Here is a 15,015-nt window from a genome sequence, read left to right as displayed (position 1 = left end):
GGGGCGCGGGGGTGGCGGGGGGGGGGGGCCCGGCGCGGGGGGCGGGGGGGGGGGGGGGGGGGGGGGGGGGGGGGGGGGGGCGGCGCCCCCCCCCCCCGCGGGGGGCGTCAGCAGCCGGGAAGGCCGGCGACCGGCTTCCAGGGCTCGGCGCCCCGGAGGGCCGTCGCGCTGACGAAGACGTCCCGGTTGGCGCTGTCGTCGGTGAGCACCCACCACGTGGAGTAGCGGCCGTCCCCGTCGGAGTGGGGCTGCCCCTCGGTCTGGCAGAAGAAGTAGTGGCGCCCGGTCGGCAGCACGGTCCCCGTGGGGTGCTCGGTGTCCCGCTGCCGGTAGGTGCGGGCCTCCCGCCAGGTGGAGTAGTAGTGGCGGACCGAGTAGGAGCCCGGGACCACGTGGACGTCGGACGCGCCGTGGTCCCCGGGCTCGGCGGCGGTCTCCTGCGGGGGCGGGTCCGCCGCCGCGGCGGCGACCGGCGCCGCCAGTGCCGTGGGGAGGGCGAGCGCCAGTACCGCCGTCGCCGTTCTCAGGATGCCTCTGTGTGCCATCGCCGTTCCTCGCGTCTTCCGGGACCGGCACCGCCGCGGCGTCACGGAACCGTCGTCCACAGGAGACGGTGGGACCTGGCACCGGGCCGGGTGGTCCTGGTGGAATGGACGCGGGGGGACCTGAAACCAGGCCAACCCCCGCCAACGCCACCATTGTCACGCAGAGTATTCCATGCACCACTCAACGACACGAACCCCTCGCACTCGGCCCGGGCCGCTCCGGCGTGGACCGCCCTCCCGGGCGTTCCGCCCCGGTCGGCCCGCCCGGGCGGCGGACGGCCCGATCCGCCGCCCCGGGCAGCGGATCGGCCCTCCCGTCAGGGGCAGCCCGCCGCCTCCCGGGTCGCCTCGGCCATGTCGTCGCGCTCGCCCTGGTCCATGGCGTCGCCGTCGAACCAGATCAGCACGAAGTGGCAGGCCTCCTGGACGTCGGCGGCGGTGCTGTCCTCGCTCTCCTCCAGGGCCATGGCCGCGAACATCGCGATCCCGGCGCCGTCGAAGGCGATCGCCCGCATCAGGTTGGTGTCCACGGCGGAGGTGCACTGGAAGGGGTTCTCCTCCTCGTTCTCCGCCGTGCAGATGTCGTCGGTGACGTCCACCCGCGCCTCGATGGGGAAGTCGCGGCGCAACTCGACGACCAGGTCCTCGGCGGTGATGAGCTCCTCCGCCCCGACGGACGGCTCGTCCGTGGGGAGGGGCTCCCCGGTGGGCGGGGGCGCCTCCTCGGGGGAGGGCGCGGGCGTCGGCGCCCCCTCCTCCGATGCCTCCCCGCCGGGCTCCCCGGAGGGCTCGGTCGCGGCGACCCCCGCCGCGCCCCCGGTCACCCTCCAGGCCAGGGCCATGCCGCCGCCGAGGAAGGACGCGCCCGCCAGGACCGCGATGACGGAGAGGACGGCCAGGAGGCCGGCGCCGTAGCGCCCCGGCCGGGACCGCCGGGCGGGGGCCGGACCGAACGGCCCCTGCGGCCCGTGGGAGGAGGGCGGGTCCTGCGGGGCCCCCGGTCCCCCCGGGAAGCCCTGCACGCCCTGGCCGACCACAGGCCCCCGGGCCCCTGACGCCCCGGCGGAACACCGCAAGCCCTGCTGCCCATGAGCGCCTTCAGACCCCTGCGCCCCCTGGAACCCCGGAGCCCCCTGCGGCCCTCGGTACCCCTGGACCTCCGGAACCCCCTGCGGAACCTGTCCGTGCGGGGGCGCATGGTGCTCCCCGGGGCCCTGCCCCCGCCCCGCCCCCGGCAGGGGCGGCCCGCCGGCCGGCTGCCCCTGGAGCGGCGGCGTCGGCGGCAGTGGCGGCGGCCGGAACCGCGGCTCCTGGGGGCCTGGTCCCGGACCGGGGCCGGGCGGCGGGCCCCCGTCGGCGCCGGGCCCGCCGGGAGGTTCGGCGCGGCGGTCCGTTCCGGGGCCCTCCGTCGGGCCCTGGTTCCCCGGGGGGCCGTGCGCCCCCGGGACGTCCTGGCGGTCCGGGGCCTCCCGGCGGCCCTGCGCGCCCGGCGGCCCCTCCGCCCCCTCGGTTCCGCGCGGCGGAGTACCGGGCACGCCGTCCGGCCCGTGTTCGTCGTGGGGGTTCACGTACAGACTCCTCGCTGTCGGGGGACGCCGGCTCGGGCGGGTTCGTCGGTGGGACTGCCGGGGCGGGCGGGCGCCGACGGGGCTTCCCACCCGCTTCACGACGCCTTACTACCCCTTTTGTTATGAATCCTCCCACTTTCCCATTCGGAGTGACCTTCAGGGGGGAGGCATGGGCGTGCGCACGGCTCCGGGAACCGCTCCCGGGGCGCGCGTACGACCAAGACTCCCAGTTTCAACAACTAAGTGCAAAGAAAAGTCTCATGAGAGCAAATCGAACCATTTGCACGGTATGGGATTAGAGTATTTTCAGCCAACCTTGGGACATCCGGCGCGCATAATAGGGAAATGCGCGACCCCGGACCTACGATCGACAACATGACCTGCGTTTTGCTGGCCGAAGACGATGTCTCGATCTCCGAGCCTCTCGCGCGCGCACTCCGTCGCGAGGGCTACACGGTGGACGTGACCGTCAACGGCATTGAGACACTCGACCGTGCCCGTGCGGGAGACATAGACCTGATGGTCCTGGATCTCGGGCTGCCCGAAATGGACGGGCTAGAGGTGGCACGTCGGCTCCGCGCCGAGGGCCACGGGACGCCGATCCTCATCCTGACCGCCCGCGCCGACGAGGTGGACACCGTCGTCGGCCTCGACGCGGGCGCCGACGACTACGTCACCAAGCCCTTCCGCCTCGCCGAACTCCTCGCCCGCGTCCGCGCGCTGCTGCGCCGGGGCGGGGCGGAGGTGCCCGTCGTGCACGGCGTGCGGATCGACAACGACTCCCGCCGCGCCTGGCTGGGCGAACGCGAACTCCAGCTGACCACCAAGGAGTTCGACCTCCTGCGCGTGCTCGTCCGCGACGCGGGCAAGGTGGTGACCCGCGAACAGATCATGCGCGAGGTGTGGGACACCAACTGGTGGGGTTCCACCAAGACACTCGACATGCACATCTCCTGGCTGCGCCGCAAACTCGGCGACGACGCCAACCAGCCCTCGTACATCACCACCGTCCGGGGCGTGGGCTTCCGGTTCGAGCGGGACTGACACGACCGTGGGGTCCGACGCGCTCAGCGCCGGTCGGCCCGGTCGGGGTCGGACGGACGTGAGGTGACATGCGCAGGCGGATGGTTTTCTCCACCCTGGTGGTGACCGTCATCGCCGTCATGCTGCTGGGGCTGCCCCTCGGGGCTCTCACGTACAAACTGGTGCACGACGAGAGCAGCCGCCAGCTTCAGGGCGAGGCGGAGCTGATCGGCGCCGAGAGCGACACCATGCTCGAGGTCCACGGGCAGCTCTACCCCGACGAGTTCGACCGCGACCACCCGGCCCGGTTCATCCGGATCACACCGGCGGGCGACCCCTCGGGGGCGACGGCGGGGGACCCCGCCCTCGACCCGGAGAACCCCGGCGCGCCCGGTCTGCAGAAGGCCACGGCGACCACCGGCAGGGGAACGCTGGTCGAGGTGTGGACGAGCGCCGAGACGGTGCAGCAGAGCGTCGTCCGCGCCTGGCTGGGCATCGCCTCGCTGTCACTGCTGGCCATCGGCGTCGCCGTGGGGCTGTCCATGTTCCAGGCGCGGCGGCTCACGCTGCCGCTGGCGGACCTGGCCGCCACCGCCGAACGCCTCGGCTCGGGGGTCACCACGCCCTGGGGGCACCGCTACGGCATCCCCGAGGCCGACCGGGTGGCAGAGGTCCTGGACCGCAGCGCCGAGCGCATCGCGGGGCTGATCGCCACCGAGCGCCACTTCGCCACCGACGCCTCGCACCAGCTCCGCACCCCGCTCACCGCGCTGACGATGCGGCTGGAGGAGATCATCGCGGAGTCCGGCAACCCGGACGTGGTCCGGGAGGAGGGCGAGGCCGCCCTCGCCCAGACCGAACGCCTGGTGGAGACCGTGGAGAGCCTCCTCGGCAGGGCGCGCAAGAGCCAGAACCCCGAGGTGGAGGCGGTCGAGCTCGACCCCGTCCTCCAGCACCTCCAGGCCGAGTGGCAGCCGGTCTTCCAGCAGGAGCGGCGCGAGCTGGTCATCACCGGCGTCTCGGGGCTGACGGCGGTGACCGTCCCCACCGACCTGACGCAGATCATCGCCACCCTGGTGGAGAACGCGTACAAGCACGGCGCCGGGACGGTGACCATCCGGCGCCTGGACACCGGGCAGTCGGTGCGCATCGAGGTCAGCGACGAGGGCGAGGGCGTGCCCGAGCACCTGTCCGGGCGGATCTTCGAGCGCGAGGTCAGCGGAGGCGGCGGCACCGGCCTGGGGCTGGCCCTGGCCCGACACATAGCCGAGTCCGAGGGGGCCCGGATCGAGCTGGTGCAGACGAGGCCGACCACCTTCGCGCTGTTCCTGCCCGCGGGGGCGGGCGGGCTGTCGAAGATGACCGGCCCGGTCTAGGTCGTACCGACCACCGGGGCCGGGCGCACCGGCCCCGGGGTTCAGGCGTCCGCGGGCGCGGCCTCCTGCGCCGGGTCCGGCACCTTGCCCCGCACCACCAGGTCGCTCCAGAGCGAGCGCACCCTGCCCAGCCCGTACGCCTTGGTCACCTCGGTGCGCGCCCGCTCGGCCTCGGCCGCGAACCCGCCCCCGCTGACCGTCTCGTGGATGGACTCGGCCATGGCGACGGCGTCGTCGTGGATCCAGTGCGGGTCGTAGATGGTGTCGGCGCCCGGCCACGGCAGCAGCGCGGGGATGCCACCCGAGGCGGCGCACTCGGCGGGGGCCAGGTGGAACGACTCGTCGTCGCTGGTGGAGAGCATGAACCCCACCCGGCGCAGCCAGGTCGCCACGTCCGGGCCGAACGGGTCGAACACCACCCCGGCCGCGAGCCGCTCGTCGCGCTGGATCCGCCGGTAGACCCGCTCGAAGTAGGCGCGCTCCTCCGGCCGGTTCCAGATCCACCAGTAGTCCCACGGCTGCTTGGTCTTGACCGAGAGCGTGTACCGCGGATCCATGCGCCGCAGTTCCGCGAGCACGTCCAGGCCCCGGTCCAGCCGCTTGCGCGACGGCGCGATCCCGACCATGCCCAGCGAGTACTCGGCGCCGGAGAGCTTGGGCCGGTCCAGCTGCTCGTCGTCCACCCAGTTGGGCACCACGACGACCTTGTCGGCGGGCCAGCCGGTCAGCTCCCGGGTGAGGTCGGCGTAGTGGGGGCTCACGCAGACCACGGCGTCGACCTTGTCGATGTCGAGCTTGCGCGGCCACTCCGCGTACAGCTCGAACCGGTGCAGGCGCACCACCAGCCGCTGGTCGGGGCGCTTCCACTTGGAGTAGAACAGGGCGTTGGGCCCGCACCACTCGCAGATCACCACGTCCGCCCAGGCCGCCAGCTCGCGGGACCGGTACTGGTCGTGGCTGTTCAGCCCCTCCCACTCGTCGATGCGCACGTCCAGCCCGGGCAGGGAGTCCAGGTACTCGGCCAGGCGGGTGAAGAACTTCATGTCGTGGCCGGCGACGACCACCTTGAGGGGCCGCTCTGCGTCGACCCCGGCCGGAGCCGGCGGCAGGGCCTCGGTGAGGTAGCCGCGCAGGCGTTCGGCCGCCCGTTCGAGCGTGTGGCCGGCGGCGGCGTCGCGGCAGCGCGCGGCGGCGTCGGCGTAGAGGGCCCGGTCGTGGTGGGCGCGGGCGACCGCCTCGGCGACGGACTCGACGTCGGCCCCCGCGAACAGCGGGTAGTCGGCGCCGAGCATGGCCTCGTGCATGGGGGTGCGGTTGAGCACCACCGGCAGGCCGAGCGCGCCCAGTTCCAGCACCTTCGTGGAGAGCTCCAGGCTGGCGTCCATGGAGGGGTCGCGCCAGGAGATCCCGAACCCGCACTCGGCGGCCTGGCGGAGCGCCTCCGCGCGCGGCATGCCGCCGCGCCAGTCCACCCCGGGGGTGCCCTCCAGCGCCTTGCGCATGCGCTTGGCCCAGTCAGCGGGCTCGGCGTGGATCTTGTCGCCGATCATCACCAGCTCGGCGTCCACGCCCCGCGCGGCCAGTGCGGCGGGGAGCGCGGTCATCTCCAGGGTGTTCCACGCGGGCGCGAACTTGCCGGTGTAGGCCAGGCGCGCGCGGGCGTGGACGGCGCCGTCGGCGCGCACGTCCTCGGGGACCACCACCACGGGCGGGAACAGCACCGAGCGGCCGCAGGCCGCCGACACCGACGACTCCAGGAAGGCCCGCAGCTCCTCCGTCTGGCAGAGCAGGAACCGGGACGCCACCGCGATCTGGGTGAGTTCCGCGGTGGCCGTCGCCGACAGCTCTCCCACGCTGTGGGGGAAGTCCGTCAGGTAGGTCCACAGCCTGCCCGCCAGAGCGTCCTCCTGCGCCGCGAGCCCGGCCAGGCGGCGTCCGCGCACCACCACCAGGTCGAACGGCTTGCGCTCGTGCTGGCGGGTGAGCAGGGTGACGGCCTGTTCCGGTGTGAGCCCGCGCGGGCCCAGGTCCGGGAGCAGCTTGTCCTCGTAGGGACGCAGGAGGCGGACCCCGGGAACCCTGGTGAGGGGCTCGGTCAGCCGGTCGGTGCGCACGGGTGCCTTCAGCAGCAGGGTGACCTCGCATCCGGCGGCGGCCAGGGCCTGCGCCATCGACTGCGCCCAGACAGCGGAGCCGTCGATGATGTTGAGGTCCACGTCCCCGTACAAGAGTGCGCGCGGAGGAGGTGTGCTCACGTTCTTCCCTTCGGATGCTTTCTGGTGGCCCGTGCGGGGCTGACGGCGCTGTCGGTGGGGTCGGGGTTCAACCGACGGCACCGGTGGAGGCGTCCGTGGAGTTGTACACGGCGTCCTCGTCGTCGGCGTCGGGGCCGGCGGGGCCGTTGTCCGGGCCCAGGGCCAGGAGCCTCGTGCCGCGCCGGTTCCACTCGTCCGGGTTCCAGCCGCGCCGCAGGAGGCGGGTGCGGGCGAGTTCCGGGACGACCTCGCTGACGAAGACGTACTGCGGCGCCCCCGTGTCCGGGCGGTCGAAGAAGCCGAGGTCCCCGGCCCCGTCGAGCGGGCTCCCGGGCCCGGCGCCGTCCCCCGCGCTGGCGCCGACGGCGTCGGCGTCGGAGCACTCCACGGCGCACACCAGGTCGGCGAGCCTGGTGGGGCTGAGAGGCCCGTTCCACAGGTGGGCCCAGGGGGCGGTGGCGCGTTCGGCCAGCGCCGCCCAGCGGTCCGGGCCGAGCCCTCCGACGCGCGGGACGGGGGCGCCGGGCGTGTTCCGGGTGAGCTCCTCGGGCGTGTCCGGGGCGCTGAAGCGGACGGTGCGCACGGTGATGCCCTCGGCGCGCAGGCGCTGGATCCCGGGGAGGCGCGACGCCGAGTGGGGCACGACGACCTCGGTGGGCCGCAGGACGGCCCCCGTCAGGTCGGCGGCGAGCAGGTCGGCCTCGGCCTCCCCCGCGGGGTCGGCGAGGACGGCGACGGAGCGGCCGCGGAGCGGCAGCTCCGAGCCGGGCGTGCCGGGCGGGAAGTCCAGGTCTCCCAGGATCTCGGCGAGGCGGACCGGGGTGGCCTCCTGGAGGAAGACCTCGCGGAGCCGGAGGCGCATCGCGGAGGGGGTGACGCGCTCCGCGCGCATGCGCGGCACGGAGACCGCGAGGGCCTCCGCGTGCGGGTTGGCCGCGTGCGGGACCGGGGAGTGGGTGATGACGCCGGCCCCGCACGCCCAGGCGCGGCGGCGGAGCCGCGCGTCGTCGGCCGGGAAGGCCGGGACGACGGCGACGTTGGCGGCGCGCAGGGCGTCGGCGAGACCGGGCGAGTCGGCGTCCACGACCCCCGCGTCGAGCTCGGTGAGCACCTCGGGGACGGGGGCGTCGGGCGTCTCCCGGACGAACACGGCCTTCGGACCGGGGGTCAGGTCGGCGGCGACCGGGTTGAACAGGTGCAGCGGGACCCCGGCGTCCCCGCGGTGGACCCGGTCGAAGCCGAGTTCCCGCAGGGCGGGCGGGGCCGGGGCGTCCTCGAGGAGCACCGTGGGGATGCCGCGCGCGGCGGCGGACTCCAGGACCCAGTGCAGGGCGCGTGTGCGGTCGGCGGCGGCCGGGTCACCGACGTGCGCCCACGGCGACCCGGCGGCCGCGGCGGACGCCGAGACCAGGACGAGGTCGACGTCCACCCCGTCCATGACGATCTGGGCGTCGTGGGGGCGCAGCGGAACGGAGTGCAGGTAGGGGGACACGGCGTCCTGGATGGCGGAGCCGACCACGGTGGCGACGACCAGCAGGTCCTCGCTGTTCCCGGCCATCCCGCTCAGGAGTCTGGCCTCCTGGCGGTCGGCGTCGAAGGAGCGGACCGGCTCGGCGCCGGGGCGGCGGCGCTGGACGTGCTGGGTGGTGCCGCTGCGCCGCCAGAGCCGGTAGAGGTCTCGCGGGAGTCTGACGAGGGATCGGCCGGGCCGCTTGGCGGCGGCCGTGAGCGCACGCCCCACCTGGAGTGAGGTGGAGTCCTCCACGGCGGCGAGCCGGGTGCGCGCCTCCTGGAGCTGGGCGTCGCGCTCGGCGAGGGCCTGTTTGAGCTGTTCGGTCTGGCTCTGTTCACGCCGTTTCACGGTCTGCCACCTTGCGTTCTGGTCGGATCGGCGAAACCACCGCGTCCGTCGGGCGTGTCGTGTCCGACGGAGCCGGGTGCTGCTCCCGGCGGCTCCCCGGCCGGGTGCGGATGCCCATGGAGAGGCGCGTCGAGGGCCGGGCGGGACGTCTGGACGGGACGGGGGAGGACGGGTGGGAGTGTGCCATGGGGGATCACCTGGACCGCTGCGCGGGTACCGGGACGACGCGGCGGCCGTCGCGGCGGGGACGCGGGGACGGGATCGGGGCGGAGCGCTGCCGGCCCTCCCTCGGCGGGGGGACCGGGCCGGGCCGTCGTGCGTGCGGCATCGGCGTCACCGGGACCACTGGGTGAGGACGGACGCGATGCGCTCCCCGGCCCGGCCGTCCCACAGGGGCGGGGTGTCGTCGCCGATCCGCTCGGGGGTCTGTCCGTGCAGGACCTTGGTGACGGTGGGGAGGAGATCGGCCTCCGTGACGAGCTGGTTGGTGCCGTGGGTGATGGTGACCGGCCGTTCGGTGTTGGGCCGCAGGGTGAGGCAGGGGACCCCGAGGACGGTGGTCTCCTCCTGCACGCCGCCGGAGTCGGTGACCACCGCGGCGGCTCCGCGGGTGAGGGCGACGAAGTCGAGGTAGCCGAGGGGTTCGAGGAGGCGCACCCGCGGGTGGTCGCCGAGCCCGGCGCGGTCGAAGGCGGCCTTGCCGCGCGGGTGCACGGGCATGACCACGTCGGCGAGGTCGGCGATCTCGTGGAGGCGGGCGGTGAGGCGGGCCACGCTGTCGGGGTCGTCGACGTTCGCGGGCCGGTGCAGGGTCGCGGCGACGTAGCGCTCCGGCAGGCCGAGGCGGGCGCGCAGGGCGTCGGCGTCGAAGCGGTCGAGGTTGCCCAGGAGGGTGTCGATCATCGGGTTGCCGACCAGGTGGACCCGGTCCGGCGAGATCCCCTCGGCGGCGAGGTGCCCGATGGCCTCGGGGCTCGTGGCGAAGCACAGGTCGCTGAGCTGGTCGGTGACCCTGCGGTTGATCTCCTCGGGCATCGTGTCGTCGAAGGAGCGCAGGCCCGCCTCCACGTGCGCGACCGGGATGTGCAGCTTGGCGGCCACCAGGGCGGCGGCCACGGTGGAGTTGACGTCGCCGTACACGACGACCATCCCGGGCTCGCGCCTGCCGAACTCCTCCTCCAGGCCCACCATGAGCGCGGCGGTCTGCGCCGCGTGCGACCCGGAGCCGACGCCCAGGTCGACGTCGGGGGTGGGCAGGCCGAGGTCGCGGAAGAACACGGCCGACATGCGGTCGTCGTAGTGCTGTCCGGTGTGGACGACCGACTGGTGGGCTCCGCGCCCGCGAAGGGCGGAGACGACGGGCGCGGCCTTGACGAAGTTGGGGCGCGCGCCGACGACGTGCACGATCCCGGTGTCCTGGCTCCCAAGGGGGGCGCTCGTTGCCACGACTCTCACGTTTCCTTCTGTTGGAGTGCTCTTATCGTTGCCGAGGGGCGCGACGCGCCGGGTCGGGCGGTGTTCCTTGCCCGAGCCGTCCCGTCCGTGTCGCCGTGGTGTCACCACGTGGTCACGTCCGCATGGTTGTGTGACTGACCGTGCATGACACCCAGATTCCCGAAACCCAGGTTCCCCGTCCGCGCACCCGCTGGCCGCGGGCGGTGACGTTCACCGTGTCGTTGGCCTGGCGACACCTGCGCTCCGACCCGGCGCGCCTGCCGCTGCTCGCGCTGCGGCTGGCGCCCGGCGCGCCGCGCCGGGCGGCACGCTCCGTGGCCGCCCGCCTGGGCGGCCGGGCCCGCGCCTACGCCCTGTGGGACCAGGGCCGGCGCGCGGAGGCCCGCGAGGCGGTGCTCGACGCCGCGGACGGGGCCTCGCCCCGCCGGGTGGGCCGCCTGGTGGCGGCCTGCCTGGCTGCGGGTGATGCCGATACCGCCCGTGAACTGGTCGAACGCCTCCCCCGGGGTGCGGCCCGGGAGGCCGCTGAGCACCGGACGGCGCTGGCGACGGGACGCGCTGTTCCCGCGTCTCCGTCCCCGTCGGCTGACCATCACGGAATCACGTTAACCCGCGGTGCCCGAACGCGGCCCGACGACACGGTGAACGCTCGGCGACCGGAGGCGCGAACAGGTGAACCGGGGGTCCCGGCCGGTGAACGCCGGCTCCCGGCGGACGGCGCGTCGGCCCCCGGCTCCGGGCTCCGGGTGCTGCACCTGGTGACGAACGCCCTGCCGCACACCAACGCCGGGTACACCCAGCGCACCCACCGGATCGCGGTGGCCCAGCGCGAGGCCGGGATGGACGTGCACGTGGTCACCCGGGCGGGGTACCCGCTCACCAAGGGGGTCCGGGACCCGCGCACGCTGGTGCGGGTGGACGGCGTCTCCTACCACCGGCTGATCCCGTGGACGGCCCCGGCCGACGCGACCGGGGAGCTGGCGGTGGGGGTGCGGATGGCGTCGGAGCTGGTGGAGGCCGTGCGCCCGGACGTGCTGCACGCGGCGAGCAACCACCACAACGCCCGCCTGGCCCTGGAGCTGGGCCGCAGGTTCGACCTGCCGGTGGTGTACGAGGTGCGGGGCTTCCTGGAGGAGTCGTGGCTGTCCCGCGACCCGTCCAGGAGCGTGGACGACGCCTTCTACCGGGCCGAGCGCGCCGCCGAGACGGAGTGCATGCTGGCCGCCGACCTGGTGGTGACCCTGGGCGAGGCGATGCGGGCGGACATCGAGGCGCGCGGGGTGGCCCGGGAGCGCCTCCTGGTGGTGCCCAACGCGGTGGACGCGTCGTTCCTGGAACCCCTGCCGCCGGGCGCCGGCGTGCGGGCCGGCCTGGGGATCGGCGAGGCGGACTTCGTGGTGGGGACCACCACGAGCTGCTTCGGCTACGAGGGCCTGGACGTGCTGCTGGACGCCGTGGCGCTGATGCGCGAGCGCGGGGAGCCGGCCCACGCGCTGATCGTCGGGGACGGGCCGGAGCTGCCCTCCCTGCGTGCCCGTGCGGCGTCGCTGGGACTGGAGGGGGCCGCCCACTTCCCCGGCCGGGTGGCCGCCTCGGAGGTGCGGTCGCACCACGCCGCGCTGGACGTGTTCGCCGTGCCGCGCCGGGACGACCGGGTGTGCCGCGTGGTGACGCCGCTGAAACCCGTGGAGGCCATGGCGGGCGGGCTTCCCGTTGTGGCAAGCGATCTTCCGGCGTTGCGAGAGATTGTGGAACCGGGAGTGACTGGAGAGTTAATTCCCGCGGGCGAATCGGCACGTCTAGCTGATGTCCTGACAAATCTCGCCTACAGTCATGAAAAGCGAGCCGCCTACGGCCTCGCAGGTCGCAGCCTCGTCGGCGCCGATCGCACGTGGGCCGAGGCCGCATACCGCTACAACCAGGCGTATCGGGTTCTTATTCAGAAACTGTCCGAACCAGGCCAGAACCCGTGAGCAGAGGCAACACCTACCTACACTCGGACGCCCCGGGCACTGAGTAATGGCGGTCCTCGAAACTTGCGCCCGTTCACGAAATGAATGCGAGTGTGACCACGAAGTGGATGCCGCAGCCTCCAACCCAGCCCTTGTCCCCGAGCAGTCCGCCGCGGCGGTCAGCGACCTCGTCGTCCTCGGACTCGGTTACGTCGGCCTGCCCCTGGCGGCCGAGGCCGTGTCCGCGGGCCTGAAGGTCACCGGCCTCGACGTGAGCGACCGAGTCGTCGACGGCCTCAACAGCGCGGTCTCGCACGTCGACGACCTCTCGTCGGAAGACGTCGACCGCATGCTGGCGAACGGGTTCACCGCGACCACGGACCCGGCCTGCCTGGCGGCGGCGCGCACCATCGTCATCTGCGTTCCCACGCCCCTGTCGCCCGAGGGCGGCCCCGACCTGGGCGCGGTCACCTCCGCGGCCAGGTCGATCGCGGCGCACCTCCAGCCGGGGACCCTGGTCATCCTGGAGTCCACCACCTATCCGGGCACCACCGACGAGGTGGTGCGTCCGCTGCTGGAGGAGTCCGGCCTGGTCGCCGGGGCCGACTTCCACCTGGCGTTCTCGCCCGAGCGCATCGACCCGGGCAACGCGACCTTCGGCGTGGCCAACACGCCCAAGGTCGTCGGCGGGCTCACGGAGGAGTGCGGCGAGGCCGCCGCCGCCTTCTACGGCAACTTCGTGGCCACGGTGGTGCGCACCCGCGGAACCCGCGAGGCCGAGATGGCCAAGCTGCTGGAGAACACCTACCGGCACGTCAACATCGCCCTGGTGAACGAGATGGCCATCTTCTGCCAGGAGCTGGGCGTCGACCTGTGGGACTCCATCGCGGCGGCGGCCACCAAGCCGTTCGGCTTCCAGGCGTTCTACCCGGGTCCGGGCGTCGGCGGGCACTGCATCCCGATCGACCCGAACTACCTGTCGTACAAGGTCAAGACCCTCGGCTACCCGTTCCGCTTCGTCGAGCTGGCCCAGGAGATCAACAGCCGGATGCCGTCCTACGTCATCCAGCGGGCCCAGGAGCTCCTCAACGAGTCGGGGATGGCGCTGTCGCGGTCCAAGGTGCTGCTGCTCGGCGTCACCTACAAGGCCGACATCGCCGACCAGCGCGAGTCGCCGGCCCGGCCGGTGGCGCGCAAGCTGGCCGCCAAGGGCGCCACCCTCTCCTACCACGACCCGCACGTCGAGTCGTGGCAGGTGGACGGGGTGGACGTGCCCCGGTCCACCGACCTGGACCAGGCCATCGCCGAGGCCGACCTGACGATCCTGCTCACCGACCACGCCGAGTACCGCCCCAAGCGGCTGGAGGAGTACGCGCGACTGCTCCTGGACACCCGCGGCGTCCTGCGCCGCCCCGACCCCGAGGCCGGGACCGCGACCGTGCCCGCCCAGGCGCGACGCCGTCCGAGCCGCGAGGGGATCCAGGTCCTGTGACCTGAGGCCCGGGCCGGGACGTCCCGAACCGCTCCCGGCCCGCGCGGGCCCCTGACCGGCACGCCGACGCGGACACCCACGGTGTCCATCGGCGTGCCTTGTCGTGTTCACCCGGCGCTCCTGGAAGGTTCACCCGATTCACCCCGCCTGGCCACCGCGCTTTCCTCGACCCGTTTCCGCTGGTGAATACCGTGTCGAACAGCACGTATCGCCATCACAAAGCGGATCATCTTCGTAGATGGCCCCATTCGGTGACACAGGTAGGTGAACTCGATGCACGCGCTTGTGGCCACGGTTGTGCACCACCCGGAGGACGCTCGGATCCTGCACAGGCAGATCCGCGCCCTGTTGGACGCTGGACACACGGTGACCTATGTGGCCCCGTTCCGGGAGTGCGGCGTGACCCCGTGGGCCGAGGTGCGCTCGGTGGACGTGCCGCGCGCCTCGGGCCGCGAACGGCTGACCTCGCTGCGCGCCGCCCGCGCGGTGCTCGCCGAGCACGCGCCCCACGCCGACCTGATCCTCTTCCACGACCCCGAACTGCTGCTGGCCCTGCCGGCGAAGCGGCCCGTGACGGTGTGGGACGTGCACGAGGACACGGCCGCCGCCCTGCTCACCAAGCCGTGGGTGCCCAAGCCGCTGCGGCGCCCCCTGGGCGGGGTGGTCCGGGCCTTCGAGCGGCGCGCGGAGCGCCGCATGCGGCTGCTGCTGGCGGAGGAGGGGTACCGCTCCCGCTTCCGGTGCGACCACCCGGTGGTGCCCAACACCACCGAGGTGCCGGAGATCCCCCTCCGCGCCCCCGGGGACGACCGGGTGGTCTACCTCGGTCACGTCTCGATGGCGCGGGGCGCCCGCGAGCTGGTGGAGCTCGGCCGGATGCTCCGCCCCCACGGGGTGCGGCTGGAGGTCATCGGCGGAGCCGACGTCGGCGTGCGGCCGATGCTCCGCGAGGCCCAGCAGGAGGACGCCCTGGACTGGTACGGGTTCGTGCCCAACGACCGGGCGCTGCGCATGTGCGCGGGCGCCCTGGCCGGGGTCAGCCTGCTGCACGACACCCCGAACTACCGGCACTCGATGCCGACCAAGGTCGTGGAGTACATGGCGCACGGCCTGCCCGTCGTGACGACGGCGAACCCGATGGCGGAGGGCCTGGTGACGGGACGCCCGGAGGGCCCCGCCGGCCTGGTCGTCCCGTTCGGGGACGTGCCGGCCGCCGCGGAGGCGGTACTGCGGCTGAAGCGCGACGGGGAGCTGCGCGAGCGGCTGGCCCGGACGGGGCACGAGATCGCGCAGGCGTCCTACCACTGGCCGGTCCAGGCCAGGGTGTTCGTGAAGCGCCTGGAGGCATGGGTGGACGAGGCGGCCGGCCCGGTCCCCGTCGTCCCCCTGCCGAGGGGGGCGCAGGGCACAGGGGTCCGTGAGGGAAGCCACACCTACCAGCCCTAAGAAATATCTTCCTAGTCAACCAGGTTGTTGCTCGTGCCGAGC

The 15,015-nt window shown here is 73.8% G+C and carries 10 protein-coding genes; 5 read left to right on the top strand and 5 right to left on the bottom strand.

Translation table 11 applies throughout. The annotated features are described in order from the left end of the window. Window positions 1-107: 107 nt before the first annotated feature. Together ACIRPH_RS14190 and ACIRPH_RS14185 are read right to left on the bottom strand one after the other, a co-directional pair. The gene (locus ACIRPH_RS14190; protein WP_402913907.1) at window positions 108-545 is read right to left on the bottom strand and encodes a hypothetical protein; all 438 of its coding nucleotides are present in this window, start codon (window positions 543-545) and stop codon (window positions 108-110) included. 317 nt (window positions 546-862) lie between these two features. After that, window positions 863-1,582, bottom strand: coding sequence for a hypothetical protein (locus ACIRPH_RS14185; RefSeq protein ID WP_402913905.1), 720 nt, complete (start codon window positions 1,580-1,582; stop codon window positions 863-865). Between the two features lie 906 nt (window positions 1,583-2,488). On the opposite strand from ACIRPH_RS14185, the gene ACIRPH_RS14180 reads away from it, so the two are divergent. Together ACIRPH_RS14180 and ACIRPH_RS14175 are read left to right on the top strand one after the other, a co-directional pair. Then, window positions 2,489-3,157, top strand: a complete 669-nt coding sequence (locus tag ACIRPH_RS14180) for a response regulator transcription factor (protein WP_017570862.1) — start codon at window positions 2,489-2,491, stop codon at window positions 3,155-3,157. Between the two features lie 68 nt (window positions 3,158-3,225). Continuing rightward, window positions 3,226-4,512, top strand: a complete 1,287-nt coding sequence (locus ACIRPH_RS14175) for a sensor histidine kinase (protein WP_402913899.1) — start codon at window positions 3,226-3,228, stop codon at window positions 4,510-4,512. Between the two features lie 41 nt (window positions 4,513-4,553). On the opposite strand, the gene ACIRPH_RS14170 is transcribed toward ACIRPH_RS14175, so the two are convergent. The 3 genes from ACIRPH_RS14170 to wecB all read right to left on the bottom strand — a co-directional run bounded on the left by ACIRPH_RS14170 (window position 4,554) and on the right by wecB (window position 10,074). Beyond that, complete coding sequence (locus tag ACIRPH_RS14170) at window positions 4,554-6,767, bottom strand: glycosyltransferase (protein WP_402913896.1); 2,214 nt, start codon at window positions 6,765-6,767, stop codon at window positions 4,554-4,556. Between the two features lie 67 nt (window positions 6,768-6,834). Next, entirely contained in the window at window positions 6,835-8,628 is a 1,794-nt protein-coding gene (locus tag ACIRPH_RS14165; protein WP_402913893.1) for a hypothetical protein, read from the bottom strand. Window positions 8,629-8,961: 333 nt separating this feature from the next. Next, on the bottom strand, window positions 8,962-10,074 hold the full coding sequence (wecB, locus tag ACIRPH_RS14160) for a non-hydrolyzing UDP-N-acetylglucosamine 2-epimerase (protein WP_402913890.1): 1,113 nt from the start codon (window positions 10,072-10,074) through the stop codon (window positions 8,962-8,964). A 230-nt stretch (window positions 10,075-10,304) separates the two neighbouring features. Between wecB and ACIRPH_RS14155 the strand changes: the two genes are divergently transcribed. The 3 genes from ACIRPH_RS14155 (at window position 10,305) to ACIRPH_RS14145 (ending at window position 14,973) form a co-directional block, all read left to right on the top strand. Then, window positions 10,305-12,056 (top strand): glycosyltransferase family 4 protein, encoded by a 1,752-nt coding sequence (locus ACIRPH_RS14155; protein WP_402913887.1) that lies wholly within the window; start codon window positions 10,305-10,307, stop codon window positions 12,054-12,056. A 103-nt stretch (window positions 12,057-12,159) separates the two neighbouring features. Then, window positions 12,160-13,527: a nucleotide sugar dehydrogenase gene (locus tag ACIRPH_RS14150; RefSeq protein WP_402913884.1), complete on the top strand. Its 1,368-nt coding sequence runs from the start codon at window positions 12,160-12,162 to the stop codon at window positions 13,525-13,527. Window positions 13,528-13,800: 273 nt separating this feature from the next. Then, a complete protein-coding gene (locus ACIRPH_RS14145; RefSeq protein WP_402913881.1) occupies window positions 13,801-14,973 on the top strand; it encodes a glycosyltransferase family 4 protein in 1,173 nt (390 codons plus the stop codon). Window positions 14,974-15,015 lie beyond the last annotated feature (42 nt).

The organism is Nocardiopsis sp. NPDC101807 (genome assembly GCF_044766605.1).
In the GTDB taxonomy this organism is placed as follows: Bacteria; Actinomycetota; Actinomycetes; order Streptosporangiales; family Streptosporangiaceae; genus Nocardiopsis; species Nocardiopsis tropica.
This window is presented reverse-complemented; position numbering and strand designations above follow the sequence as displayed.

Excerpts from the sequence above, each read along its gene's own strand:
- ACIRPH_RS14190 (WP_402913907.1), bottom strand. The coding sequence starts at position 545 with ATGGCACACAGAGGCATCCTGAGAACGGCGACGGCGGTACTGGCGCTC.
- ACIRPH_RS14180 (WP_017570862.1), top strand. The coding sequence starts at position 2,489 with ATGACCTGCGTTTTGCTGGCCGAAGACGATGTCTCGATCTCCGAGCCT.
- ACIRPH_RS14175 (WP_402913899.1), top strand. The coding sequence starts at position 3,226 with ATGCGCAGGCGGATGGTTTTCTCCACCCTGGTGGTGACCGTCATCGCC.
- ACIRPH_RS14145 (WP_402913881.1), top strand. The coding sequence starts at position 13,801 with ATGCACGCGCTTGTGGCCACGGTTGTGCACCACCCGGAGGACGCTCGG.